This is a genomic window from Halobacteriovorax sp. YZS-3-1, from assembly GCF_047084945.1.
Taxonomy (GTDB): Bacteria; Bdellovibrionota; Bacteriovoracia; order Bacteriovoracales; family Bacteriovoracaceae; genus Halobacteriovorax_A; species Halobacteriovorax_A vibrionivorans.
The window spans coordinates 1,268,845-1,294,215 of sequence record NZ_JBKIYI010000001.1; the positions used below are offsets into that span (position 1 = coordinate 1,268,845).

The 25,371-nt window shown below is 35.5% G+C and carries 22 protein-coding genes; 6 read left to right on the forward strand and 16 right to left on the reverse strand.

All coding sequences use genetic code 11. The features are described 5' to 3' along the window. Positions 1 to 34 precede the first annotated feature (34 nt). Both ACMAZI_RS06160 and ACMAZI_RS06165 read right to left on the reverse strand, forming a co-directional pair. Positions 35 to 661: an iron-containing redox enzyme family protein gene (locus tag ACMAZI_RS06160; protein ID WP_120405101.1), complete on the reverse strand. Its 627-nt coding sequence runs from the start codon at positions 659 to 661 to the stop codon at positions 35 to 37. Continuing rightward, positions 636 to 1,310: a hypothetical protein gene (locus ACMAZI_RS06165; protein WP_412475115.1), complete on the reverse strand. Its 675-nt coding sequence runs from the start codon at positions 1,308 to 1,310 to the stop codon at positions 636 to 638. The genes ACMAZI_RS06160 and ACMAZI_RS06165 overlap by 26 nt, the downstream gene beginning before the upstream one ends. Before the next feature lie 187 nt (positions 1,311 to 1,497). Here ACMAZI_RS06165 and ACMAZI_RS06170 point away from each other — a divergent pair, with 187 nt between their 5' ends. Beyond that, positions 1,498 to 2,880 carry a HAMP domain-containing sensor histidine kinase gene (locus ACMAZI_RS06170; protein WP_334678301.1) on the forward strand — a complete coding sequence of 461 codons (1,383 nt, stop codon included), beginning with the start codon at positions 1,498 to 1,500 and terminating at the stop codon, positions 2,878 to 2,880. Between the two features lie 54 nt (positions 2,881 to 2,934). Continuing rightward, on the forward strand, positions 2,935 to 4,689 hold the full coding sequence (locus ACMAZI_RS06175; RefSeq protein ID WP_412473546.1) for a DEAD/DEAH box helicase family protein: 1,755 nt from the start codon (positions 2,935 to 2,937) through the stop codon (positions 4,687 to 4,689). On the opposite strand, the gene ACMAZI_RS06180 is transcribed toward ACMAZI_RS06175, so the two are convergent. Beyond that, positions 4,684 to 5,292 carry a hypothetical protein gene (locus ACMAZI_RS06180; RefSeq protein WP_412473545.1) on the reverse strand — a complete coding sequence of 203 codons (609 nt, stop codon included), beginning with the start codon at positions 5,290 to 5,292 and terminating at the stop codon, positions 4,684 to 4,686. The two genes, ACMAZI_RS06175 and ACMAZI_RS06180, sit on opposite strands and share 6 nt — an antisense overlap. A gap of 73 nt (positions 5,293 to 5,365) precedes the next feature. Between ACMAZI_RS06180 and ACMAZI_RS06185 the strand changes: the two genes are divergently transcribed. The 4 genes from ACMAZI_RS06185 (at position 5,366) to ACMAZI_RS06200 (ending at position 10,220) form a co-directional block, all read left to right on the forward strand. Then, positions 5,366 to 7,579: a toprim domain-containing protein gene (locus ACMAZI_RS06185; protein ID WP_412473544.1), complete on the forward strand. Its 2,214-nt coding sequence runs from the start codon at positions 5,366 to 5,368 to the stop codon at positions 7,577 to 7,579. A 25-nt stretch (positions 7,580 to 7,604) separates the two neighbouring features. Next, on the forward strand, positions 7,605 to 9,071 hold the full coding sequence (locus ACMAZI_RS06190; RefSeq protein ID WP_115363596.1) for a DNA gyrase subunit A: 1,467 nt from the start codon (positions 7,605 to 7,607) through the stop codon (positions 9,069 to 9,071). A gap of 300 nt (positions 9,072 to 9,371) precedes the next feature. Further along, positions 9,372 to 9,782: an integration host factor subunit alpha gene (locus ACMAZI_RS06195; RefSeq protein WP_115363751.1), complete on the forward strand. Its 411-nt coding sequence runs from the start codon at positions 9,372 to 9,374 to the stop codon at positions 9,780 to 9,782. Between the two features lie 3 nt (positions 9,783 to 9,785). After that, positions 9,786 to 10,220: a MerR family transcriptional regulator gene (locus ACMAZI_RS06200; protein ID WP_412473543.1), complete on the forward strand. Its 435-nt coding sequence runs from the start codon at positions 9,786 to 9,788 to the stop codon at positions 10,218 to 10,220. Here ACMAZI_RS06200 and ACMAZI_RS06205 read toward each other — a convergent pair. The 13 genes from ACMAZI_RS06205 to ACMAZI_RS06265 all read right to left on the reverse strand — a co-directional run bounded on the left by ACMAZI_RS06205 (position 10,179) and on the right by ACMAZI_RS06265 (position 25,266). Beyond that, positions 10,179 to 11,168, reverse strand: a complete 990-nt coding sequence (locus ACMAZI_RS06205; RefSeq protein WP_412473542.1) for a polyprenyl synthetase family protein — start codon at positions 11,166 to 11,168, stop codon at positions 10,179 to 10,181. The genes ACMAZI_RS06200 and ACMAZI_RS06205 overlap by 42 nt on opposite strands. Positions 11,169 to 11,216: 48 nt before the next feature. Next, the gene (gene gspN / locus ACMAZI_RS06210) at positions 11,217 to 12,158 is read right to left on the reverse strand and encodes a type II secretion system protein GspN (protein ID WP_115363590.1); all 942 of its coding nucleotides are present in this window, start codon (positions 12,156 to 12,158) and stop codon (positions 11,217 to 11,219) included. Further along, positions 12,158 to 12,775, reverse strand: coding sequence for a hypothetical protein (locus tag ACMAZI_RS06215; RefSeq protein WP_115363588.1), 618 nt, complete (start codon positions 12,773 to 12,775; stop codon positions 12,158 to 12,160). The genes gspN and ACMAZI_RS06215 overlap by 1 nt, the downstream gene beginning before the upstream one ends. Before the next feature lie 3 nt (positions 12,776 to 12,778). Beyond that, positions 12,779 to 14,356: a pilus assembly protein PilM gene (gene pilM, locus ACMAZI_RS06220; RefSeq protein WP_412473541.1), complete on the reverse strand. Its 1,578-nt coding sequence runs from the start codon at positions 14,354 to 14,356 to the stop codon at positions 12,779 to 12,781. 77 nt (positions 14,357 to 14,433) lie between these two features. Further along, positions 14,434 to 15,804: a hypothetical protein gene (locus tag ACMAZI_RS06225; protein ID WP_412473540.1), complete on the reverse strand. Its 1,371-nt coding sequence runs from the start codon at positions 15,802 to 15,804 to the stop codon at positions 14,434 to 14,436. Continuing rightward, complete coding sequence (locus ACMAZI_RS06230) at positions 15,788 to 16,723, reverse strand: type II secretion system protein J (RefSeq protein WP_115363582.1); 936 nt, start codon at positions 16,721 to 16,723, stop codon at positions 15,788 to 15,790. The genes ACMAZI_RS06225 and ACMAZI_RS06230 overlap by 17 nt, the downstream gene beginning before the upstream one ends. Further along, positions 16,713 to 17,225 carry a prepilin-type N-terminal cleavage/methylation domain-containing protein gene (locus tag ACMAZI_RS06235; RefSeq protein WP_115363580.1) on the reverse strand — a complete coding sequence of 171 codons (513 nt, stop codon included), beginning with the start codon at positions 17,223 to 17,225 and terminating at the stop codon, positions 16,713 to 16,715. The genes ACMAZI_RS06230 and ACMAZI_RS06235 overlap by 11 nt, the downstream gene beginning before the upstream one ends. Then, the gene (locus ACMAZI_RS06240) at positions 17,210 to 17,875 is read right to left on the reverse strand and encodes a Tfp pilus assembly protein FimT/FimU (RefSeq protein WP_115363578.1); all 666 of its coding nucleotides are present in this window, start codon (positions 17,873 to 17,875) and stop codon (positions 17,210 to 17,212) included. Before ACMAZI_RS06240 ends, ACMAZI_RS06235 begins: the two co-directional genes overlap by 16 nt. 19 nt (positions 17,876 to 17,894) lie before the next feature. Then, positions 17,895 to 18,362 carry a type II secretion system major pseudopilin GspG gene (gene gspG, locus ACMAZI_RS06245; RefSeq protein ID WP_115363576.1) on the reverse strand — a complete coding sequence of 156 codons (468 nt, stop codon included), beginning with the start codon at positions 18,360 to 18,362 and terminating at the stop codon, positions 17,895 to 17,897. A 45-nt stretch (positions 18,363 to 18,407) separates the two neighbouring features. Then, positions 18,408 to 19,616 carry a type II secretion system inner membrane protein GspF gene (gene gspF, locus ACMAZI_RS06250; protein ID WP_115363574.1) on the reverse strand — a complete coding sequence of 403 codons (1,209 nt, stop codon included), beginning with the start codon at positions 19,614 to 19,616 and terminating at the stop codon, positions 18,408 to 18,410. A gap of 3 nt (positions 19,617 to 19,619) precedes the next feature. Next, on the reverse strand, positions 19,620 to 21,353 hold the full coding sequence (locus ACMAZI_RS06255; protein ID WP_120405090.1) for a GspE/PulE family protein: 1,734 nt from the start codon (positions 21,351 to 21,353) through the stop codon (positions 19,620 to 19,622). A 24-nt stretch (positions 21,354 to 21,377) separates the two neighbouring features. Next, a complete protein-coding gene (gene gspD, locus ACMAZI_RS06260; RefSeq protein ID WP_115363570.1) occupies positions 21,378 to 23,777 on the reverse strand; it encodes a type II secretion system secretin GspD in 2,400 nt (799 codons plus the stop codon). Positions 23,778 to 23,793: 16 nt separating this feature from the next. After that, positions 23,794 to 25,266, reverse strand: a complete 1,473-nt coding sequence (locus ACMAZI_RS06265; protein WP_412473539.1) for a hypothetical protein — start codon at positions 25,264 to 25,266, stop codon at positions 23,794 to 23,796. Between the last annotated feature and the right edge of the window lie 105 nt (positions 25,267 to 25,371).

Sequence of the window (25,371 nt, forward strand, 5' to 3'; positions counted from 1 at the left end):
TCTCGAAAGAATGACCTAGGTGTTTCTTGTATTTTTATGCTGCTTTTTCAAATCCAATATTTTTAGCTTCATTGCATTTTTTTAACATTGATAAATACCTCGTTTTTGTCATTTTTATATTCTCAATAATTAAATCTAAATTATCTAATTTCTCTACCGCTTGATATGCTTTTTCTACATGTTCAACATCTTCGTTCGAATGAATAAACATAAATCGCGTAGTAGGTTTTCCATGTATGGAGATGAGCTTATCAATGTATTCTTTAGGAACAGAAGCAGCAAAAGCTTCAAGAATAAGAACCCATCCAAGGACACTTTCTCCAGAATACTTTTGTGCAAGAAAAAACTGTGATTGATAAAAAAGCTTTGTTTCTTCAAATTCAATGAAGTTTTCTATTTTGAACCCAAGTCGTTTTAAATCACCCAATGCTAAATTCTCATGGCCAGCTTCTTCATCAGCATGTTCTAGCCATCTTTTTGCCATATCTGATTTTTTACTCTTTTCTGCACAAAAAAGAAGGATATCCTCAGAGCTTGAAGTATAAAAATATGTTTGTGCCAGCCAGTTTGCATATACTTCACGAGATTCTAAGTTCGCTGCCATAAAGAAATCGATCATTTCAGCAACTTCATTATCAACTAACTTTTTTAGCTTGCTCATAAATTTTCTCCTTGTCAGATAAACTCTTAATTTTTTCTTTGAAAGGTTGATAGAGGCTATTAATTGCTTTTGCTAGCTTTTCATCTTCTATATCTGGAACAGTTTTGTAGTTCATATGTAAAAAATCACAAAATAAACTTTTATATATAATATTTTGAATAATGATTTCACCATGGACCCGACCTTTTAAACTTGCTTGGTTTGTTTTTACAATAGGTGCGATCACATGTTCTGCTTGAAGATCACGAATGATATTCATAAGTACTTGCTTTAGGCCTTCATAAACATCAATTTCGAAATGGCCTTGTCTAAAATTAGGGTGGACAGTTAGAAGCTCAACACTCCATGTTTTTTGAAGTTCTAGTTGCGTAAGTGTCTCTAATACTTCATTTGGCATATTAGTGAAAAAAGAATGATGTCGGTAAGCTAACAAAGTATAATCGTACTTGCTCATTGCACAATATCCAATAGGTTTCATTTCGTGATAGAGCAAAATATGTATATCTTGTCTTAATAGTGAATCAGAGGGGAATACCTCATACTCTGTGAATATATTTTTCCATACATCCATATAAAGCTTAAAGGCCTCATTTATGGAAAATGAGTTTACAGATGAGTTCATTATTTCATCTTTTAAAATAATATTCATTGATATATTCATAAATTTTATTTTAGTAAGGAAAGGCCGGCCATAGGGATAATTATATTAGATCTTGAGTTTTCAATACTTTATATATAAAATAAACTTGTTTTGTTTACTTTGGTGTGCCACTATTTTATGTGTATGTTTTACACATCAAACTGTCTATACTTACTTATATGGTAGATAAGAACACATGATGAACGATTTACAAATCTCAAGTGTCGTTGCAAATATTCTCATGGGCTCTCTTGAGAAATTCAATATTGAGAGAGACGAGTTCAACGAGCTCTACAGAGAACATTTTGGTAACAAACAAAAGTATAGCAGTGTAAGTTTTCTTAATGAATACTTCGCAAAGCTACGCAAGAGTTATTCTGATGAAGAAATCGTTCGCATCATTGCTATAGAGGGAATTCATTCAGAAGATATCGCATTATTTAAAAATCTCGTTTTTAGCTTCATTTCACATAAGAACCTATATCGTTTTCAATCGAGGCTAGTTCTTCCTTATCTATATAAGGGAATAAAGTTAAAGGTAGAGTTTCGAGATCGAAAGATCATATTAGAGCAAATAAATGAAACTCAAGAAAGAATTGATCCAATATTTTTTAAAGTATATCTCGAGGTTTATCGCAATTTTCCTGTAATCATTGGAAGAAAATCAGCAGTTATTTTATTTGAAGAAATTACATCTAATTCTTTAAAATTAGTTTTAAAGCCTGCATTAGGAAGTAATATCTTCTCTTCTTTTTTCCTATATATTCGTACTAGAAGTGCTCATTTTGGTGCAAGATCAAAGTACTTAAAATTAATTAATGAGCTAAAGGATGAAACAGACAGAAAAAACGAAGAGTTAAAGCGTTTAAACATGATGTTGGATCAATCTTTAAAAGAAAAATCCGTTCTAGTTAGAGCGATGGGCCACGATGTAAATAACTCTATTTATGCCTCTCAGCTATTATGTCAAAGACTTGAGAAGAAGCTAGAAAATACAAAAGAACTAGAGTTAGTTAAGAAGCTTACAAACCATATTAATATTATTCAAACCATCTCAGCTAATACTTTAAAAAATGAAATGGATGAGGACCACATCTTAAATGAATATAGTTATGAAAAGGTTTCTGCCATTGTTCATGAATTAGAAGAGATCTATCAAGAGCAATTGACTAGAAAACAAATTCAGGTGAATTTTAAAATTGATGTGGAAGAAGAGATTATTCAAATCAATAAATCAGTCTTTTTATATAATATCTTATGTAACTACTTCTTTAATGCCATCAAATATTCTTCTGTTTATTCAGAAATTGATGTCGAAGTAAAGCAAGTAGGAGATTGTTTTTCTTTCAGCATTATTGATTATGGAAAAGGAATGAATGTTGAAACTGTGCAACAGATAGAAGGAACTTTAGGTGAAAAGGGATATGGCCAGGGAATGATCATTGCTAAGAACCTTCTTGCAAAAATGTATGGTGAAGTAAAAGTTTTAAGTGAAGTAGGAAAGGGAACAACGATTACTTGTGTAGTCCCTCGTCTGCTATCAAAAAGCTCAATTTCTGGAGTTTCATTAAATCACTAAAGTAACTATCAATTGTAAATATGCATCGTCTTATTTCTTTGCTAAACTTAATTCATGAAATTTAAGCTCAGGGATTATCAGGTTGAAGCTGTAGAGCGTGTCATTTCACACTTTCGAAAAACCAAGGATCCATCTCTCATTGTTCTTCCAACTGGGGCCGGGAAATCTCTGGTGATTGCAGAGCTTGCAAGAATTGCAAGAGGCCGTGTTCTTGTTTTGGCCCATGTAAAAGAATTAGTGGAGCAAAATCACGCTAAGTATGAATCCTATGATTTAAAAGCGGGGATCTTCTCTGCTTCAATGAAGAGAAAAGATTATAACGATAAAGTAATCTTTGGTTCAATTCAATCAGTGGCCAGAGCGGACGATAAATTTTTTAAAGACTTTTCTTTGATAATTATTGATGAATGTCATCGCATCTCTCTTGAGAAAGAAACTCAATACCAACAAGTTTTTGAAAAGATAAAGAAGGCCAATGAGAAGGTTTTTTTCTTGGGCCTTACTGCGACACCATATCGCTTGGGAATGGGGTGGATTTATAATTATCATTACCATGAAATCCTTCGAACAAACGAAGAACGATTCTTTAAGTTTTGCCTCTATGAGCTACCATTAAGTTATATGATTAAAAATGGCTATCTAACGAGGCCGATTAAGATTGATTCTCCTGTTGCTTGTTACGACTTTTCTAAGTTAGAAGTAAATGAAGATAGTGGACGCTTTTTAACTCAAGAAATCGAGAAGATTTTAGAAGATTCCGCTCGAGTGACTCCTGGAATTGTGAAACATATTGTACAAGAAGCAAAAGATCGTCGTGGCGTTATGCTTTTTACCTCTACTGTAAAACATGCCAATGAAGTTCTTTCTCATTTACCTGAAAATGAAAGTGCTATCGTGACAGGAGAGACTCCTCAGGAAGATCGAGACTTATTAATTACTCATTTTAAAAATCAAGAAATTAAGTACTTGGTCAATGTCTCTGTTCTAACCACAGGTTTTGATGCCCCTCATGTGGATCTTATTGCAATTCTTCGTCCAACAGAGTCAATCAGTCTCTATCAACAAATCGTTGGAAGGGGCCTAAGACTTTTTGAAGGCAAGCAAGACTGCTTAATTTTAGACTATACAGGATTGGATCACGATATTTTCAAACCAGAAGTTGGGGAAGTAAAACCGAGTGGTGATACACAAGAGGTTCAAGTGATGTGTCCGGATTGTGGGCATGCAAATATCTTCTGGGGAAAAATGGATAGTGAGGGAAATATCACTGAACATTACGGCCGAAAATGTCAGGGAATACATCTTGATGAAGTAACAATGGACGTTCAAGAATGTGGCTTTCTCTTTCGCTTTAAAAGCTGTGATAATTGCGGGCAAAGTAATGATATTAGTGCTCATATTTGTGCCCATTGTGAACATGAGTTGCGTGATGCAGATAAGAAGTTAAAAGAGGCCATGCAGCTTAAAGATGCTCATATAATGCGAGTAGAGGAGATGTTCTTTAAGCAATACCAAGGTAAGAAAGGACGATCTCTAGAAGTTAGTTATTTTGATGTAAATGGAGAGTCTTTAAAAGAGTATTTTCAGTTAAATACTCAGTCACAACGCATGGCTTTCTATCATGCTTTTGTGAAAAAACACCTCAAGCGTAGTGATTTGAAATATAAAGTTGATGATATTGAAAAAGTTATTCAAGATCGTATGTTCTTTAGAAAGCCCAAATTTGTAATTGCTCGTAAGAAGCAACGATTCTGGCAAGTTAGAGAAAAGATATTTTTAGAAGAAATAAATAGTAAACGCTATTTATAATCTGCGGGAAATACGAAATAGCTTCTGCATTGCTAGCTCTCCTAAAGTTTCGGAAAACATTTCAAAGAGTGTATCTGGTATTGATGACTTTTCTCCTTTCCAAAAACTTTTAGAAAAGAAGAGGCAACGTCCATCGCTTAATTGTCTAACATTTATTTCACCACGTAATCCTTTTAAGAATCCTTTATCAAAAGTGAAGGGATAGACACCCGGTTTTTTAATACGTGGAATCTTAAAAGTTAGAGACATTGGAAATGGCATTAATGTGTGATCAAGATAGAGATAGATTTGTTTTTTCTTCTCTGAATAGCCAGATAATTTAACCAGATCAATATATTCATTGAATTTCTCATAACGAGAAATTTTTCGCAGTGCAGTCTTGCACTTGTTTGGATGGATGCCATATATTTGGTAATCTAAACTTTGTTTATTTCCTTCGGTCTTTACGATGGATTTACGATAAATTCTTTTTTTATCTACTAATATTTCCTTAATATCAGGGTTAATCCCTTTGAAATCAGAGGCATAGGCCTGATTTGAAAATACTAATAATTGGCAAAAAAGCGCTGTAATTATAAATGGTTGACGCGTTGTAACTTTCAAGGCCTTTAAGTTTCCCTTATTCTTTATACTGATTACATTATAGCACGAAGCTAAGATAGGGGAAAAGTTAAGGATGGGACGCAGCATTGAGTCAGTTAAAAGAAAAGGGAAGACGAAAGACGCAGTCATTGAGAGTAAAGATCAAAGATGGCACTGTCGAAATCGTATCACTCTCGTTTTCGGATCCAACGATATTGAAGACTTAGAGACTTATGTCTATGGTGATAAATCTGTTGATTTTCAGACAGTTAAGTTTCACCAGGCCAAGTCTAAAGCAATAGAAGAGTTACTAGATAATTGTATCGATGAGTATTATCGTGGCCACGTTACAGAGGTTCACACTTCATTAAGTGAAGATGGAAAGACGGTAACTGTTGCAGATAATGGAATCGGTTTTCCACTGGATAAGGTTAAACAGGTTTATTCTGAATTTAGAACAGGTTCTAAGTTTAAAGATGAAGAAACTGACGAAAAAGGTTTTCTTCACAGAACATTGGGACAAAATGGTCTTGGTGCAGCTGCTACATGTTTAACGGCCGATGAGTTCAATGTAACAATTAAACACTATAACTCTAAAAAAGAGCAGACAACGAAGTTTATCGATGGTGCTCTGAAGATAACACAAACAAAGCCTAAAAAGTTTAAAGGTGCTTCTGGGGTATCGATTCAGGTTACTCTTGCCAAGGAAGTTTATAAAGATAATAAAATTGATGAGGACCTTTTAAGAAAGCGTATTATCGACCTTGCTTATAATAATCCAGGTCTTGCTTTTTACTTTAACGGTGAAAAGTATCACTTCACTAAAGGACTATTTGAGCTTTCACAACGTATTGACGAAGAAAATGCTCATGACTTTGGTGTTCATTCATATGTTTATGAAACAGTAAATACAAAGAAGAAAAAGGTAAAGGGACGTATCGACATGTCTCTTTCATTCTGTATTGATAAAAGTAGTGAAGAGCGTGAAAGGTTTATTTCATTTGTAAACTCTACACCTACTTATGATGGTGGTTTCCACCATGATCGAGTTCGTCGTATCTTTATCAATGCCATAAAAGATAAGTTAGAGAGACAAGCTAAGAAAGAAAAAATCAAGCTAGTTGATAACGATGTTCTCTCAGGTCTTACTTTTGTCCTTGGTATTACAATGCCAAACCCAAGGTTTGAGTCGCAAACAAAGCGTAAGCTTGTACGTGATACACATCTTGAAAAGGCCCTTGAAGAATTCATGGGTAAGAATATTGATAAATTTATGAGAAAGAATAAGGACTATCTAGAAGTTGTTCTTGAAAGAGGTAAGTCTCGTCATAAGTACCAAGTTCTAAAAGAAGCCGCTAAGAAGGCCCGTAAGCAAAAAAGGCAAAGAGTTGAAAAACTTCTTGATGCCAACGAGAGAAAGAAGCGCGATCTTTGTACTCTTTTCATTTGTGAGGGAGATTCAGCAATTGGTGGTTTAAGATCTGCTCGTAATAAGCTTTATCAAGGAGGGATTGCCCTTCGAGGTAAGCCAATGAACGTTGCACAAGCAGGTATTAAAGATATTCTAAATAACCAAGAATTTTCAGATATTATGGCCTCAATTGGCCTGGCCCTAGGTCAAGAAGTTGAACCAAAGAAACTTCGTTATTCTAGTATTGTCTTCCTGGCCGACTCAGATGTTGATGGTGGCCATATTAATACACTCTTAACGAATTTCTTCTACCAATTTTGGCCGGAGTTATTCGAGATGGGTGCTATTCAGATTGCAAAGGCACCTCTTTTTGAGGTTATCACTGATAAGAAGACACTTTATTTTGAGTCAGAGAAAGAATTAGATCAATTTAGAGATTCAGGTGAAGCTAAGATTAAAATGATTCACCGAAATAAAGGGCTAGGGGAGATGTCTCCTGAAGCTTGGAAGTACGTTCTCTCAAAAGATGAGTACACAAAGATAACAATTGATAATAATGCTAAAGCTAAAGAAATGTTAAATATCTGCTTTGGTAAAGACACAAACTTAAGAAAGGACCTTCTATTAGATGAAGCCGAGTCTGAGATCATGTCTGAAGTTATCGAAGAGCAAGAAAAGGCCCCTGCTAAGAAAAAGCCTGCTAAAAAAGCAGCAAAGAAAGTTGCCAAAAAAGCAGCAAAGAAAGTAGCGAAGAAGACGGCAAAAAAGACGGCAAAGAAGAAAACTGCAAAAAAAGCAGCAAAGAAAACTGCTAAAAAGGCCAAGAAGAAAGCAAAGAAAGCAGTTGGTAAAAAAGCGGGCTCAAGCCTAGCAGATATGATTGATTATCTTGATTAAAAAAGTATTAGGAAGGAAATAAATAATGCAAGAAACTTATCTTCACTCACTTGAGTCTATTAATTTAGAAGATATTGTAAGAGATGAATACCGCACATATCAGATCTATACCTTAATGGATCGTGCCATCCCTTATCTACAAGACGGCCTAAAACCAGGACAGAGAAGGATTTTATATACTCTTTGGAAAAATCAATCAAAGGGGCTTTTAAAAGTATCAGCTGCAACGGGATTAGTTCTAACTCTTCACCCACACGGACCTGCATCGATTGAATCTGCCATTGTTAACATGGCACAAGATTATACGTTCTCAAATAATTACCCTCTTATCGATAAGAAAGGGTACTTCGGAGAACGTATGGAAACCGATCCAGCGGCCGGAAGGTATATTGAGTGTAAGTTAGGAAAGTTTTCTGAAATTCTTTTATTTGATGATATGAACCAAGTTGAAATGGTTCCTAATTATGATGAGAGAACAATGGAGCCAGTAGGGCTTCTACCAAAGCTTCCAATTATGCTACTTAATGGAGCAGAGGGGATTGGAACTGGTTTTTCTTCAATGATTCCAAGTTTTCACCATAAGGATGTTATCCGATCGATGATCCATTGTGTAGAAAAAGGAAAACCTCGTAAGATGAAGCCTTATGTGCACAATTATTCACTTCCAATTCATGAAGATAAGAAAACTGGAAAGCTAACCTTTGATATGTCTATCGAAGAAAAAGGCGGAAAGTTTTTTATTACTGAATTGCCACGTGGTTATGATGCAAAAAAGATCTATCGTCACTTAACGAAGTTTATCGATAGTGGTTTTATAAAAGACTTCGTTGATGCATCAGTTGATAACGAAATTAATATTGAATTACTTTTCAAAAAAGGCCAGGAAGTAACGCTAAAAGAAGTTACTGACACAATTGGAGTAACATCTTCACTATCTCCAAACTATACTCTTATTTCTGAAAGAGGAGTTAAGATCTTTGAGCGTGCTGAAGAGATTATTGAGATCTTTACGCAAGAAAGACTTAAGGTCGTTAAGCGTCGATATGAACTTCTTTGTGAAGATCTTAAAGATTCAATTACAAAAAATAATGAGATCATCAAATTTATTAAGAATAAAGAATACGAAAAGGCGACAAAGTCAAAAAACAGAAAGTCATTTGTTGAGTATCTAGAGAAGAAGAAATATGTCTACTCTGATTACCTTGCAGATATGCCTATTTATCGTATGACAAAAGATGAAGTAGAAAAGCGTAAGCTCATGGTTAAAGATGAAACGAAGAAGCTGGCCGAGTATACAAAAATCGCAAAGTCTCCTAAATTAATTGCCAAGAAGTTAATCGAAGAGCTAAACGATGTTGATACTAAGTTGACTGATTGGATCAAGAAAAAAGATCAAGAGAAGCAGAAGGTTCTAAAGAAAATTGCTAAGGATCAAGAAAAGCTTGGAAAGAAGAAGGCAAAGAAAAAGGCCGTTAAAAAGAAGTCTAAGTAATCATCTCGAAAATGAATAAAAAAAATCCCCAGCAAGAGTGCGGAACCTATGCTGGGGATTGTTCATGTCAATACGCCAATTTGACAAGAAGAAGTTGATATATACATATTACATAATAGTTGTTTAGTAGGACAACTTAAGAAATTCTTAAAGTAGGGAAATGATCGCTTTACTCTAAAAATGTCTAAGTTATTAAAATGAAATATATTTCCCATAAAATTTTTTTTGTGAAATATTCATAATTCTGCTAACCTATTAATATATATAGGTTCTTTTGATTCATGGAGGAATGCAATGAGCTTGACCAAAGCTGATATAGTTGAACGAGTTTACAAGGAAGCAGGGTTTTCTAAAAAGGAAGCTTCTGACCTAGTTGATCTAGTGTTTAAGGTAATTAAAGACACTTTAGCACGTGGTGAAAAGGTGAAAATTTCTGGTTTTGGAAATTTCTCAATTCGCGATAAGGCATCTCGTGTGGGGCGAAACCCTCAGACAGGTGAGGCGATGGAGATTTCTGCTAGACGTGTTCTTACGTTCAAACCATCTCAAGTACTAAAAGAAGACATCACTGGACGTTATGCTCATCGTATTGATGAAAAGGGTAAGGAAGATACTTCTATTGCTCCTAAGGAAGGTAAGCCTCAAGCGCTTAGCTCTTTCTTAAATAACGATGATAGTAAAGATGATGAAAATGAATTCAATGGATTTTAATCAATGTTAGAGAACTTAGGTATCCCACAAAAATCACTTTTTAAATTAGATGAAGTTTGTACGATCGTCGGTGTAAAGCCGTATGTATTAAGATTCTGGGAAAGTGAATTTGAAGAAGTTTCACCCCTTGTTTCATCGACTGGACAAAAGTTATTTGAACAAAAAGATATCCAAATTCTTGCAAAGATTAAGTCATTGCTTTTTGATAATAAATTATCAATTGATAAGGCCAAGCTAGTCCTAAATGGAAAGCTTGATCTAGAAAAAGCAACTAAGCCTAAGAAAGTTGTAGCAAGATCAAATAAGCCAATTAAAGCTGTAAAGTCTAAAATGGCAAATTTTGATATTGATCTCGATAAGCTTGAACAGGCACGTGGCATTCTGAAAGAATTGAACCTAAAGAGTCAAAGTATTCAACAAAGAAATAATTGGATCTAAAGAGGCGGCTTGGGCCGTCTCTACATCCTCTTCATTCTTGAGTTGCGATAAATGAGAGATGATCGTCTCTTTACTATTTTCTATTATTGAGAGTATCTTCCCTAAGTATTGTCCATAGACAAACCTTAAGTTTTCACAGCCATATTTTTCGAAGAAATGTTTTTGATATTCTAAATTACGTTTTAACTCATTAAAGCATTGAGTTTGTCTTGTAAGCCATGGGTTTACTGCTGATTCATGTTCACTAAGTTTCTCATCTTCTAGCTCACATAAATCATCTAGAAGTTGAAATGCAACTCCCATATGATGACCTAGTCGGTGAAGTGCTTTGGCCTGTTGAAATGTCGTATTCTCTGTTTGGAGATATGCTCCAACAATGGCCAGTTGAATGAGTCTAGCCGTTTTAAGTTTATGCGTAAGAACGAGATTCTCAAAACTCTCAGTCATTTGGTGATCAAGGTCTAAGGCCTGGCCAAGGATTAGTCCTTTTGCTCCTAGACACCAGTGAGCATAATTTAATATTTCATATTTATTATTACATTTAATTTTATTAATAAGATTAAAGCTTAATCCGTGGAGTGCATCTCCGGCCAATAAGGCCTGCCACTGACCAAATTTTGCGTGTGTCGAAAGTCTACCGCGACGATATTGGTCGTCATCCATGCATGGCATATCATCATGAATAAGTGTATATGTGTGATGGATTTCTAATGCGCACGAGAAGCTCTTAATTGAATTATGTGCATCTTTATTGTCTAAATTGATACCAAAGTCCATGGCCGTTGCATATGCCAGGAGAGGGCGAAATAACTTACCAGCAGGAAGAAGAGAATAGTCATAAATTTCATGGAAAAAATTTTGATAACTATGTTTTTCTATTAGCTCTTTTAGGTCAGCTTCGATATGCTGCCTTGCGTTTTTTATATCCAGATTATTCGTCGTTTGCATCGATTAAAGATGCTCTAATTTGTCTTAGTAGTCAACTAGAACTATGGACTATGGCTTTACGATAATTGGTGTTCCAGGGTTTCCAAGAGTACCGTTAATTCTCATATGATAGAAGCCTTGTTCGTCTGGTTGACCGTTTCCTAAAATAAGATTCAAAATAGCAAATTGTTCAATAAATTCTGGAGAGAACTTAACTTGTGCTTCAATCTCTAACTTCGATCTTTTAATATTGATTTTATCCAGGTCAATAATCCCACTGGCCTTAGCACGGATAGGTGAGTCTTGAGTTCCAAGAATAAGCTCTTTTATCTCTATTGGTCCACCATCAGATGATGCTTTTAAAGATAGGTTATTAATTGCTAAAGTTGGAATTTCAAAACTTTGAATGATCTGTGATGGTATAACTAAGTCTTTTGAACGTAGATATATATCGAGATCTTTAAGTGCTTTTAAATCAGTGCTAACAAGGGCCTCTATATCGATATTTCCATTGATTGAAACTGGACCCAGCATTGGCCTAAGTGATTCTAGATTAATTCTTGTCTCTTCTAATTTTAGATACTGAGTAGAGAAGTTATGAATTGATTTAATATTCAATGTACTATCAAAACCATTGATTTTATCGATTTTAGAAGAAAAGCTAATTCCAATAGGTGCGACACTTGGAAGACCAAGTGAAACGTTAGCAGATTTTATCGTTAGAGCATCTGGTGTACGTAAGCAGCGTCCAGAAACTTCAAGCCCTGATAACTCTAGGCCAGGTAAGAAGTAACTTAATTGTGCTTTCTTATAGAATATTGGACACTGGCGATTCTTTTTTAGGCCACTTTGTAATAGCCCATATATTTTATCTTCAAAAGAGAAGTTTGCTAAAAACCCTATAATGACTGAAGAGAAGGAAAGGACAATAATAAGAAATATTGTTTTCTTATTAAGCTTATAAGTTTCTTCTTGTATATTATTTTCGTTCTTGCTCATCGTTTCTTGCATTAATCGGCCTTCGTATAAAACTCAAAAGTAAACTTACCTGAGACAAATTTTGTGTCTTTCGTACGTTCTAATTCTACTTCTGTAATAATTACTTTGAAGCGTCTATGTAATTCATTGAGTAGACCTACGAGGGCCTTATTTGTAAATTTGTTAATCATAAGATTTGTTTCGATTCGACTAATAGAGCCACCAAGGTTTGAACGACTAAAACCATCAACAGAGACTTGATTAGATTCGATATCAAAACGAGTTAGAGAGTTACTTAACATTTGTACAAAGTCCGGCTTTTCATAGATCTTTGCATCAGATATTATTCCACCTTCTTGAGTTTTAAGTTGAACATTTCCTTCCTTAAAACTAATGATTGAATCTTTAAGCTCCAGTCTTGTCGTTAATTCATTTTTTTGAATCGTTCTAAAAATAAAGACACCGGCCAAAAGTAGAATAGGGATAATAAGAGTTACAGCAGAAAAGAATTGATTGATAATTCTTTGTTCTGTTTCGGAAAATGCTCTTAATTGATCAGCTGTTGATTGAAAGAAGTTAGATGATCTTGCTTCTTCAATTTGCTTATCAATTGCAATATCAATTTCTTTAAATAAACTTTTATCACTCATATTCTATTTGCCTTTAAAGCTAATGATTACGCTACTTTGTTTTGACTCGTCTATATTTGCTTCGTTAACATTTAATTTTTTTAGAACCTTAATGAGTTGGTCGCGATCTCGTTGCGTCTTTGTGTTGAACTCAGCATAACCGCTAGTGAGGTCACCACTATACTTTGTTAATGAAACTTGAGTATTTCTTTTAATTGCTTCAGTTACTGTGTGAAGGTTTTTAAGTGCACTTGAAGTAGGGACACTTTCTAATACTTCTAAATCGATATTAATTGCCTTGTTCTTACGTTCAACAATCTTTTGAAGTCTTTCTGGTCTTTTTCTTAAGTAAGCAGTTTGTTTTCTTGTTAAATTTAGATCACTTGTTTTAATAAGTTGTCTTATTTCACGGTTAGTTGTCTTTATGTCATTGTTTATGAAATAGAATGATTCAACGAGAAGGCCTGCAATTATAATGAGACAAACAATTGCAACACGATAAAAAGAAAAAATTGTATTTTCTAGTTTGATTCCATCTTTTAGGGCCGAGGCAAATTCTTTAGTAAAGAAATTCTTTGCTGGTTCTTTGAAAGCATTAGTCGCACCCATTGTGTAACCAAGCGTGAGGGCATTGTACTCGTGTGTTGATACCATCTTCTCAAGACCCGGTGACATAAATTGAGAAACACTAACTTTTAATCTTTCAGTAATATAATTATCAATATTTTTAATATTTGCACTTCCACCAGTAAGGTAAATATGCTCAATACTTTGACCTGTCTTTACTCGATGGCCTAGAAGCCAACGATCAATTTGTGACAGTAGATCCTTAAATGTTTGATGCATCATCAGTGCGAAATCTTGTTGCTCTTTTGTAACACTATCAAGCTGAGACTTTGTTAAAAAGAAGCTATTTTCATGCTTGAAGATACGCGCTTCACTTGGCCCAATGTCATAAGTTTTAGAGATCGCCTCATCAATTGCGGCACCTGCAACGTATGAAATATGGTGTGTATAAATAATTCCATTATAAACAAGATACGCCTTAGTTGTTTCGTGACCGATATCTAAGATACATACATTTGATTCGATTTTCTTTTCTTCAACGAAACTTTGATAAACACTTAACTCGGAAGTTAGGTTAGAAGGTACTGTATGATAGGCTTGTAGGAAATTGCGATATGTTGCAAAAACATTCTTTTCTGCAATTTGTACAATAGCAGAAAATTGGCCATTAATTTTCTTATAGAGATTCACAATATAGTGAGTATCAATAATATTAAAAGGAAGATCCTCTTCAAGTTGAAAAGGGATCATAAGCTCAGCATCTTTTTTATTCTTTGCTGGCAAATCAAGATAGCGATTTGTTAAGAACTCATTTGGTAATTGAGTGATAATTCTTCCATGGAAGTTTTGATCCTGGAGGTATCCAGAAATAATTCTTTGTTGTAACTCATGAATAGAGATATCAATTTCATTTGGCCCTCTAACATCTTCAAGTAGAATCTCTTCTAACTCTTCAATGATGAATTTCTTCTTTTGAACTCGGCCTTCAATAAATTTGATACTGTACGTACCACAGTCAATAACTAAAATGCTCATAAATTTATTTTACCAAATTTCAATAACTTTGCTGTTACTTTTTATAATGAAAATTTTGCCATGCAAAAGGAGGGAAGTTAGTATGTACGGATTTCTACAACTCTTGGCCTTAGAAGATAGTATTTACTTTCTTCATTTTGTTGCTGCTGACCTTGAGTAGTCTGGTTTGTTCCTTGGTTATTTACTTGGCCATTATTAGAGCCTTGATTGAGTGAACCAGTTTGTCCTTGTGAGTTTGTTGAAGGTGATTGAGGCTTGATTGGTAAGTCGATAAAAGCAGTCAACTTATAGGTAGAGTTTCCATAAGTGCCGATGGACTCAAGTTTAAATAATTTTCCACCAGTTCCAATAACAATGTCAGCATCTGCAAACTCTTTAATTCTCTTATCATATTCACTTGCATCGATGGCACCAATTCGCCCCGTGAGAAGAGCTTTAAAGTCCTTTTCTGTTTTAAAAGGTGTTGCCGTAATACCTGACTCTTCATCTCCGTCACGGTATTTAAAAAACTCTTCAAGTGCCACATCTGACATTTCTGGAAAGAGAACTTTTAATTGATTAAGAGTGATTTCATTGACGTTAATTACAGATACGTTGTGAATGCTAATACGGTCTTTAATTAAGTTTACGATTTCATCATCCCAGCCAGCTAGAGAGTAGAGCTCGTCTGTTGTCTCAAATGCTGCATGTTTTGCTTCAATTCCCTCATTTTGATAAGTTCTTTGAATATCGGCCTTCTCAGGCTCATCGTAATCATTTTCTCCAGATACGTAATATTTCAATTCTTTTACTAGTAACCTGGGATCTAAATTCGAGTAGTGTAGAGCGAATGTTTCACTATTTTCAATCTCTTCTCTAAAAGTTTTCTCAAGCATTTCAATAAAAGTTTTTTCCATAAACTCATGTGGCTTTAGTGACTGGCCACTTCCTTGTTGCGATGAGCTGCTCTGAGAAGAGCTATTGGCATTTTGATTGATTGGCTTAATAACTCTTAGTGTATTAGGGTTTAGAAATCCTGTAATCGATTTTAAGCTAACTGAAAGAGTCCCCTGAATGAATGATTCATCTTCAAACTCAGCAATCGCATTCTTTTGTAGGGCCGACATCTCTCCAGTTGTAGGAATTGGAATCATAAATGGCTGTGTCGCAATCGCTTCAATATCACTTTTTGAAATAGTATTTTGAAGTGAAGTATTATCTTCTAATTTATTCCATGCTTCACGATACACTTTTAGAATTGAAAGAGCATATTGTAGACCTGCTTCAGCATTTAGCTTTGCTTGGGCCTTATCAACTTGGTGCTCAATGCGAATTTTGTTAAGCTTTGTCTCATAAGTAAATTGTGCCAAGAGAACAGTCAAGATAGCAACCGCCGTTGTTACCATGATAATAGCAATACCGGAATTGTTCTTTAATATAATGTTAAAAGTGCTATTTTTTGACTTCATATTTCTCTTTTAAATCTTCAGTTGTATCAAACGTAGGCCATAGGACTCTTACTGTTCTTTCTATCTCAAATTCATCGCCATTTTTTGAAACGTAGTCTAGGTTCAGTTTTATTAGTCTTGGCGTATTTCTTAACTTATTTAATTCTTTTAATGATGCAACAAACTTTTCTTTTTCTGGACTATAAAACTCAAAGTAAAAATCCCTTAAGTTATTAATGACAGCGTACTCTTTTGCATCTTCCCAATCTAGCTCTGTATCATAGAGGTTTTGTGAAATTACTGTTCTAGTTAATGAGTAAGGAGCTTCTTTATTCTTTTCTTCTTCATCAACTCCTGATGTTTCAGTTGTTACAACGCGATATCGAACCCAAATCAAATTAGACTGCTTTGAGTTTTTTATAAGTCTTCGGTTTGCAGAAGTCATAAAAATTAGCGAGCCTTTCTCTTCATTAATAAGAATAGGGATCGGAATATTACTAGATGATAAATTATCAAAGTTCTTATTTTGATAGAGGTGAGAAGTCATCACTGGAGGATTCGTGTTCTGAGTTTGAGACTGACTCTGGCCTTGTGTTTGTGAACCAGGTTGTCCACTTCCAAGTTGTGAGCCTGAAGTACTTGAGCGCTGGCTTTGCTGATATGTCTTAGCAAATAATTTATTATCTTCTGACTTTTGTGATTCAAAATATAGAGGAGAGTGGATTAACTCGAGGTCTCTTTGAATTCGCATAAGACCAATTTCTAATTGAAGTCTTTCTCTGTCTTCTGAAGTTATTCGATCGTTTGTTGTGGCACTACTATCGACAATTTGATAAATGGCCGTCATGAGAAATGAAAGAATAGCAATAGCAATTAAGACTTCGATTAATGTGAAGCCAGCTTTATTTGCTAATATCTTTTCATCTCTTTTATAAACCATTTATTTGAACTTTGTATTTTTCGTTTGAGATCCAAGTACTTAATGAAAATGACTCTTCAGTCGTTTCGTCTTTTACTGTTACACGAACCTGCCAAATTAGTTTTTCTAAATTATCTTTAACAACTGAAAAAATTTGTTTTTGAATAGAGTTGTTACTGTCATCTCCATCTTCAGGAGTTTCTTGACCTGTAATTTTTTCGTAATCGGGAACAATAAACTTATTCCATTCTACGCTGTAGCTAATATTTTCGTTTTCTTCAAACTTTCCTGTTTCAGCTTTTAAAGTTAGGCTTTCTTTAAGCTCTGGTGGGTAGGCCACTATTTCATTGACCTTTTTAACAGCGTATTCACGCAGAGTGATCTCTGAGCGCATCTCTATTGAGTCTGTAATATTTAGACCTTGTGCTGTAATATATGCAGTAATGAATACTGCAAATATAGCAAGTCCTATAAGAACTTCAATTAATGTGAAACCAGAGTTGTTTTTTAGTTGCTTAACCATTCGTCATACAATTCGTTTGCTTTTTCAATTAACTTCTCAACATAGTCTTCGTTTCCAAAGTTGACACCTTCAAGTGCTACGTACTCTCTATTAATTACTTGAGAGTAAGGCTCGGTTGAAAGAGCAACCATTTCTTCTTCTGTTGCTAAGATAATTATAACAGAATCTTTTTCACCTGTCGGGTAAAAGTAGACGAAAGGTTTTCCCGTTGTATGGAGTTTTTGTGTCAGGGTGCTTCCAACGGCGACAATTTTAACTGCACCACTAGGCGTAAAGTCATCGGCGTTAAACTCTGGTAGAGGTGTGAAGCGTCCAGATGACTTCATCTCTTCTTGCTCTTCTTCAGTTAAATCATCAAAGTTTCTTGTGCCCTCTATGTCGATAACAAAGTCATTACTTTGGGCAATTTCAAGAGTTGGTCTTTGATCAAGTTCTTCTAAAGGAAAACCAAGGCGAATAAACTTATTTTGAAGGCTTGCTTCATCACTAGAGAAGCGAATAATGCGTTCAATATTATTGATTGTTTCATCGAGATTGCGGCGACTTGAAAAAGAGGTTCCCACAACCATGTAGAGCAGTAAAGATGCTAAGGCCATGGATACCAGAATTTCAATTAATGTAAAACCTGATTGTCCATGGCCTCTATGCATGATTACCTTTAATCTTTAATTACTTTCTATCTCTTAGGTATAGATCTTTAGCGAAACCTTCTCCGCCTTCTTCATTATCATTACCATAAGACATAATATTGTACGTCTTACCATCAGAAGTATAAACGTATTCCATATCCCATGGATCTAGAGGGATTTGATCTGCATCAATAAATCCATTTGGTGGATAGTTACGACACTCACGTCCTCCTGAAGGCTTTGATAGAAGTGCTTCTAGACCTTGTTCTGTAGTAGGGTAGAAGTTACACTTTCTTCTAAAGTCTTTTAGAAGTGATTCAAGTGACTTCATCTGAATGTTAGCTGATTTAACACGACCTTCTTCTAATGAATCAAAAACTTTACCTGCAATAAATGTCCCCATTAATGAGATAAGTGTTAATGCAATTAGAATTTCAATTAGCGTCATACCTGCTTGGTTTTTTAAAGCCTGAACCTTAAAAAAGTTTTTAAAATTGTAATCTTTCAAAATAAATCTCCTTAAATATCTTCTCTTCCTAAAATCAAGTTAAGCTTAGTTGATTGAGTTGAGCTCCATCATTGGAACAACTACCGACATTACAATAAATGCAACGGCACCACCCATTCCCACCATCATAATCGGTTCTAAAACAGATGTTAACCCACTTAGCTTAGATTCTACCTGATCTTCGTAGTTTTCCGCAATAATGTTAAGCATTGGCTCAAGTTCCCCTGACTTCTCTCCTAGGCTGATCATGTGTGTCACCATAATAGGAAAGTGTCCAGATTGAGCCAAAGGCGCTGCCATTGAAGAACCTTCAGATATATTAACACGTGCACTCTCAATTGCATCCTGCATGTGGACATTGCCGATTAGATTTTTGACAATTTTCATGGCAGCAAGAATTGGAACACCCGAATTCAATAGAGTTGATAGAGTTGAGGCAAAACGTGAAACGTTTACCATTGTTATAAGTTGACCAAAGATTGGTAGCTTTAAAGTTAATGAGTCCCAACGTGAACGGCCTTTCTTTGTATTGATATAGCGTTTAAATAACCAGAAGGCACCGAAGAGACCAACGATAACGGCCCACCAGTATTGTTGAAGAAAGCTTGAGAGCCAAATTGAAATCTGTGTTGGTAGGGGAAGCTCTTTTTTCATTGAGACAAAGATTTTTGTAATCTTTGGAATAACGAGAACTAGAATAACACCCATAACGGTTGCACCAACAATAAGCATAATTATTGGGTACATCATGGCACCCTTCACTTTATTTTTTAATTTAACTTGCGCTTCTGTAAATTCAGCAAGACGTAGTAGAACGATGTCTAAAGTTCCTGATTGTTCACCAGCTTCAACCATGTTGACATAGATATGGTCAAAAACTTTTGGGTAATCAGCAAGGGCGGCAGCAAGGGAAGAACCCTCGTTAACCTTTTGTCTTATTTCTGAAAGTATAACCTTAAGTTTTGGGTTTTCACATTGCTCGATTAAAGCATTAAATGATTCAACAATTTGAATTCTTGCCTTAATAAGCGTTGCTAATTGTCTTGTCATTAATGAGAGATCATTAATTGAGATTGTGCTACCAAAGTTGATTTCAAAAGATGCTTTTGATCCCGATTTATGCTCTTTTATTGATGTGAGCATAATACCTTGAGCGCGAATTTTTGCCTTTGCGGCCAATTCATTTTCGGCCGTAATATTGCCTTTCTTCTCGCTACCTGTACGATCAATACCTTTATAATCAAAAATGGCCATGTATTACTCTTTTCTTTCTTCTTCTGTTTCAATATTGATGGCACGATTCATTTCAGATATAGAAGTGATACCTCTAAGAACCTTCTCAATGGCGTCATCGCGAAGTGTCTTCATTCCAGCTCTTTGTGCCGCACGTTTAATCTTTCCAGAGGGTGCAGAGTTAATAATCATCGTTCTGATCTCGTCGTTAATCATAAGAAGCTCTGCAACTACTGTCATTCCAGAGTATCCTTTGTTATCACAACTTGGACAACCTACGGATTCATAGACAGTGTGTCCTTCAGGAATCGCCTTAATACCTAATACTTCAAGATCAAATTTCGTAATTTCTTTTGGTCTCTTACACTCACTACAAAGTGTACGAATAAGTCTCTGTGCTAGTGCGCCAGATAGGGAAGAGGCAATCATAAATGGCTGTACACCCATGTCAATTAGACGGTTTGGAACAGAAGAAGCATCGTTGGTGTGAATTGTTGATAGAACAAAGTGACCTGTAATCGATGCTTGAATTGCCATTTCCGCTGTTTCATAATCCCTCGTTTCCCCAACCATGATAACATCAGGGTTTTGACGAAGAATAGCTCGAAGTGCTTTAGCAAATGATAATTCAATTTTGTGATTTACCTGAATTTGTGAAATACCTGGTACTTCATATTCCACCGGGTCTTCAACTGTAATGATCATACGATCAGGAGTGTTGATACGACTTAGCATTGCAAAGAGAGTCGTTGACTTACCGTGACCAGTTGGCCCTGATACGTAAACAATTCCATCTTTTCTTTGTGATAGGGCATCGAGATCATTTAGAACCTTCCCATGGAAGCCTAAGTGATCCAGTTGAAGGATATTATTATCCTTTTCTAGAATCCTCATAACAATACGTTCACCATTTTGAACTGGTACTGTTGAAAGACGAATATCAATATCTTTTCCGGCCATCTTAATTGGAATTCGGCCATCTTGTGGCATACGCTTTTCTGCAATATCTAGTTTTGCCATAACCTTAATACGTGAGGCAACAGCAGAGTGAGTTTTTAGAGGTTGTCTTAAAACTTCCGTCATAACTCGGTTGATACGAAAACGATAAATCGACTCTTTTTCATAAGGTTCAATATGAATATCTGTTGCACGCTCTTTAACAGCTCTAAAGATAATAGAGTTAACAAAGCGTATAACAGGAGCCTCGTCAGCTCCAGCATCAAGGATATCAATTGGCCCATCTAGGTCGAGAGTTTCATCAAACTCGTCCTCAAGAGATTGAACCATATTCTTATTAGCTTTCTCGTAAACTCTGTTGATTGCATCATTAACTTTTAAAGGCTGAGCAACTGAGACATGAATATCTTTTTTAAAGATTTCTCTTAAATCATTGATGGCATCAAAGTTAAAAGGGTCGGTGATAATAATTGAAACAAAGCGTGGTGTTTCTAGTACTGGAATTAACTCCTGACTTTTAGCATAGTTAATCGGAATATTAGTAATGAGTTCAGGGTCAATCGTATCAACATCAATTTCAGTTTCATAAGGAATATCAATTTGATGACAGATTACTTTTGTGATGTCATGCGGATGAATGTAATTCTTCTTTAAGAGAATTTCTCCAATTAGCATTCCCGATTCTTGTTGAATATCCAGGGCCTCGTCAAGTTGTTCACGAGTGAGGGAAGTGTGCTTAATTAAAAGCTCACCAATTTTCTCTTTTCCCTGTTCAAATGTTTCTAGCACTTGGTTTCTCATATACTGTGTATGCCTTTATAACTCTTACTTACTAATGATAACGTCTTTATTACTTGTTTTAATTCTTACTTCATTGTCTTTTTTTGAAGCAGCTTTTTTAGACTTTACCTTCTGAACGATATCTTCATACTTTGGTTTATCAACAGGAGCGCTACTGTTTAAGTCCATCTCCTGATTTTGAACACCTTTCTTATTCTGATCTTTGTAGTAACGGTTACGACTTTCATCATAAAGTGGACCGTCTTGTTGTTTCTTGGCCTTATTGTAAAGTCCTTTGGCCGTTGATTTAAACGGATCGTTTTCACCATGGTATTTCTTCAGGTGAGAGGCACGACGATTTAAATTCTCTTTAACAGTTTCAGCAACATCTTGCTGGTAGTTATCTAAAATACTTGGTGTTAAGAAAAATAACATATTAAGTTTTTCAGTCTGTGTACTTGTATTCTTAAATAGCCAGCCTAGGACAGGGATATCACCAAGTAGTGGAACTTTTGAAACAGAGTCAACTGTCTTGTCTCGCATTAAACCACTCATGGCAATTGTGTCACGATCTCTTACTGTAACTGTTGTAACTGCACTTCTAACAACTGTACCAACACCGACGTTTTGAACACCTGATGGAAGGGCACGGCTAGAGAAGTCTTCTAGGTTCTGATCAATCTTAAGTTTGATATAACGAGTAACCTTATTAATTTGTGGTGTAATCTTAAGTTTAAGAGTTACGTTTTGTGTTTCAAGTGATGTCGTTGTCGACCCATTTGAAGCTTGTGTCTCTTTAGGCACAGGAATCTTCTCACCAACTTCAAATACACCTTCTGTATTATCTTGAACGAGTAGTTGAGGAGTCGAGAGAACATTTGTGTCACCGTGACTTGCAATCGCTGAGATCAGTGCGTTCACTGAATCGATCTTAACAGTTTGCCCACCAACATCAACTTCAACTTCGTTTCCGATACCAATACCTGCAAATAGTCCACCGATTGATTGCCATGAACCTGAAAGTAGTTGAGTTAGTGTACTTCCTGAAGAACCTTGCAGTGAACCAGCTCTATCAGCAGCACCTGTACCGTAGGCTCCAACAATTGATACACCTAAGTCTCTTGACTTAGAAATATTTGTTTCCATAATTAGACCTTCAACAAAGACTTGGTCTTTAGGTTGGTCTAGTTTCTTGATTACTTTTTCAAGTGTTAGCCAATCAGTAGGAGAGGCAGTAACAACAAGAGCGTTATTTGATTTGTCTGCTGTAATTCTAACTTCAGCATTGAATAATTCGTTTTCATCATCGTTACTTGCTGCTCTCGAGAAGCGTGATCGTCTCGTCGTTCTCGATGTTCTAGAGCTTCCTGAGCTACTAACTAGTTCAGAAAGTGTCTTAGACATATCCTCGGCATCACCGTGGTAGAGGTAGTAAACATGGATTTGCTCATTATTTGAAGCGACTAGCTCAACATCAAGTTTATTAATTAACTCTTTTAATCTCTTTGCACCACTTGAGTTGGCCATGGCGATAATAGAATTTGTTCTTGGCTCAGCAGTAAGTTTTGAAATACTTTGTCCTCCGCCATCATTACTACGACGTGCGGTCTTCTTTGATGTGTCATCCTTGAGGATTTTATCGAGAAGCTTTGCAATTTCTGAGGCAGAAGTATTTTTAACAGGTATAATTTGAAGCGTTTCTTCGTGTCCTGGAACATCGATGAACTTAATTAAGCTCATAAGACGATTAATATTAGAACCTGTATCTTGAATGATAATTGTATTTGTTTGTTTAATTTCAATAATACGCCCATAACGAGACATAAATGGTCTAAATGAACGAGAGACCTCTGTCGAGTCAATATTCTTTAGGGCAATAATCTTCATTAAGTAATTTTCAGTTTCTGGAACGTAGTTTCCCGTGTAGATCTTTGTTGGGATATAACGAATATCTCTTGCTTGAACAATCTTATAGAATGCACCTGATTTAACCATTGTTAAACCATTCATATTAAGAGCTGCTAGGTATGCCTTCCATGCATCTCCAACTGTAATTGGAGTAGGTGCAGAGATTGAAATCTTTCCTTTAAGGTCTTTGTCGATAATAAGATTGAGACCAGTAAGCTTTTGCATATGTTTTGTCAGATCTTGTAGGGATGTATCTTCAAAGTCAAAGCTAGTAACAATTTCAGGACCAAAAGCTGTTTCTGGATTTAGGTTTACATAGGCATCATCAGTTTTCTTTGGTTGATTTGCAGTTCTTCCAAAAGCATCACTCCCTGAAGTCGCTGTACTTGTGTTAAGTAAGTTTGCTGCAGATGGTCTGTCGCTGCTATCGCGATTAACTTTCGTCTTTGACTTAAACTGTCTAAACTGCGCTTCTGCATATGGTGTAGACAGGCAGAGTAGTGAAAGTGCTGAAAGATTTAAAAATAGTTTCTTCATCCGTGATCCCTATGATTTAATCAACAAAGTTATAATTAAAGCTTTGGTGAACGCCATTGCGTTTGATACCTAATTCGTAATAGTCCGTAGACTTAATTTTTCCAAACATCCCCATAATCTGGTTCATGTTATTTATTTTTGCGCCGTTGATTTCGCAAATAATGTCATCATTTTGAACATTCAGGTAAGAGTAGATTGACCCTGGCTTTACCTGTGTCATTTTAAAACAAAGTGAACCATCTGGATTCTTAATTGTAATGGCCTTAGCTTGAGTCAAAACATCACCAATATTACTTAGTAGCTGATCTCTTAATTGCTTCTTGATCTTAAAGTTATTACCTTCAACTTTAATATCTTTATTGAATTCAGGCATCACATCCTTTGCTCGACTAGGAGGAAGGATCTTTGTTTTTGTTTTACGTGCAAAACGTCTCGCACGATCATCTACATTTTCAATATATTCACATTCACCTGAGCGAAGGTTTTTAAAGATAACCTTTTGACGTGAAATATTTCCAATCTCTGCAATATTATCAATCTTACTTCCAATCCTAACGTTTAAACGCTTTCCTCGGTTTGTAATACTTGCAACAGACTTTTTATTATTTTGTAGAACAACTGTGTTAATTAGTTTCAAGCCAAGCTTTGATTCCGCTTCGGCGCTACGACAAACTTTTATAATATTGCGTGGCTTCTTAGGCTTATCTTCAACTTTTTCGTTCTTATCCTCTTGGATATTGAAAGGATTATAATTTCTTATATTAGCAATAGGACGATTATACTCATATGTTTGTGGACGACTAAATGTTGTCTGAATTGAAGAGCCTTCACCTTTATCTTTTAAATAGAGTGCGGCCATCTTTCCAACTTGATAGAGTAGGACGAAGCTAATGGCCAAGATAAAGTAACGATGCACCTGTGGACGATTCTCTGAACTAAGTAAGTTTGGTAGAAAGTATTGTGGCCCACTTAGTTGTTGCTTGCCTTTCTTTCCTGTTACATTAGCTGTTGAGAGCTCATCTCTTTTTGATTTGATACGATCAAGCATACGTTGCATTACGTTGTACTTATTTGCATCTTCATCTTCTTCTATTTCATCAACTTCAAGCTCATCGTCGTCTTCAGAGTCATGAGAATCATTATTCTTTTTTAATTTATTTTTTAATTTGCTTAAGAAGCCAGCGCTTTGCTCATCATCTGCTGATAGGTCATCAATATAGACTTCTAACGTTGGATCTTCCACCGCTGGGGGAGTTGGAGGAGTATCCTCTTCTTCAACTTCTAGATGATCTTCACCATCGAGTTCTTCATACTCTTCTTCGTACTCTTCATTATCGAAGTCTGCTTCTACTTCTTCCTCATCTTCATATTCTTCGTATTCATCAGATGGAGGTGTCTCAGGAAGATTTTCACTAGTGTACTCAGCATCATCCTGATCCTTCGACAGTTTCGATTTAATTTTTGAAAAGAATCCTTTCTTTTTCGTCATTCAATTTCTTCTTGAAAGTTTTTATATTTTAATACCTTATAGTATTTTAAGGTTGTTTACCCAAAGCATCAACCATTGATATATCTGGTAAGATTTTTCTTAAGG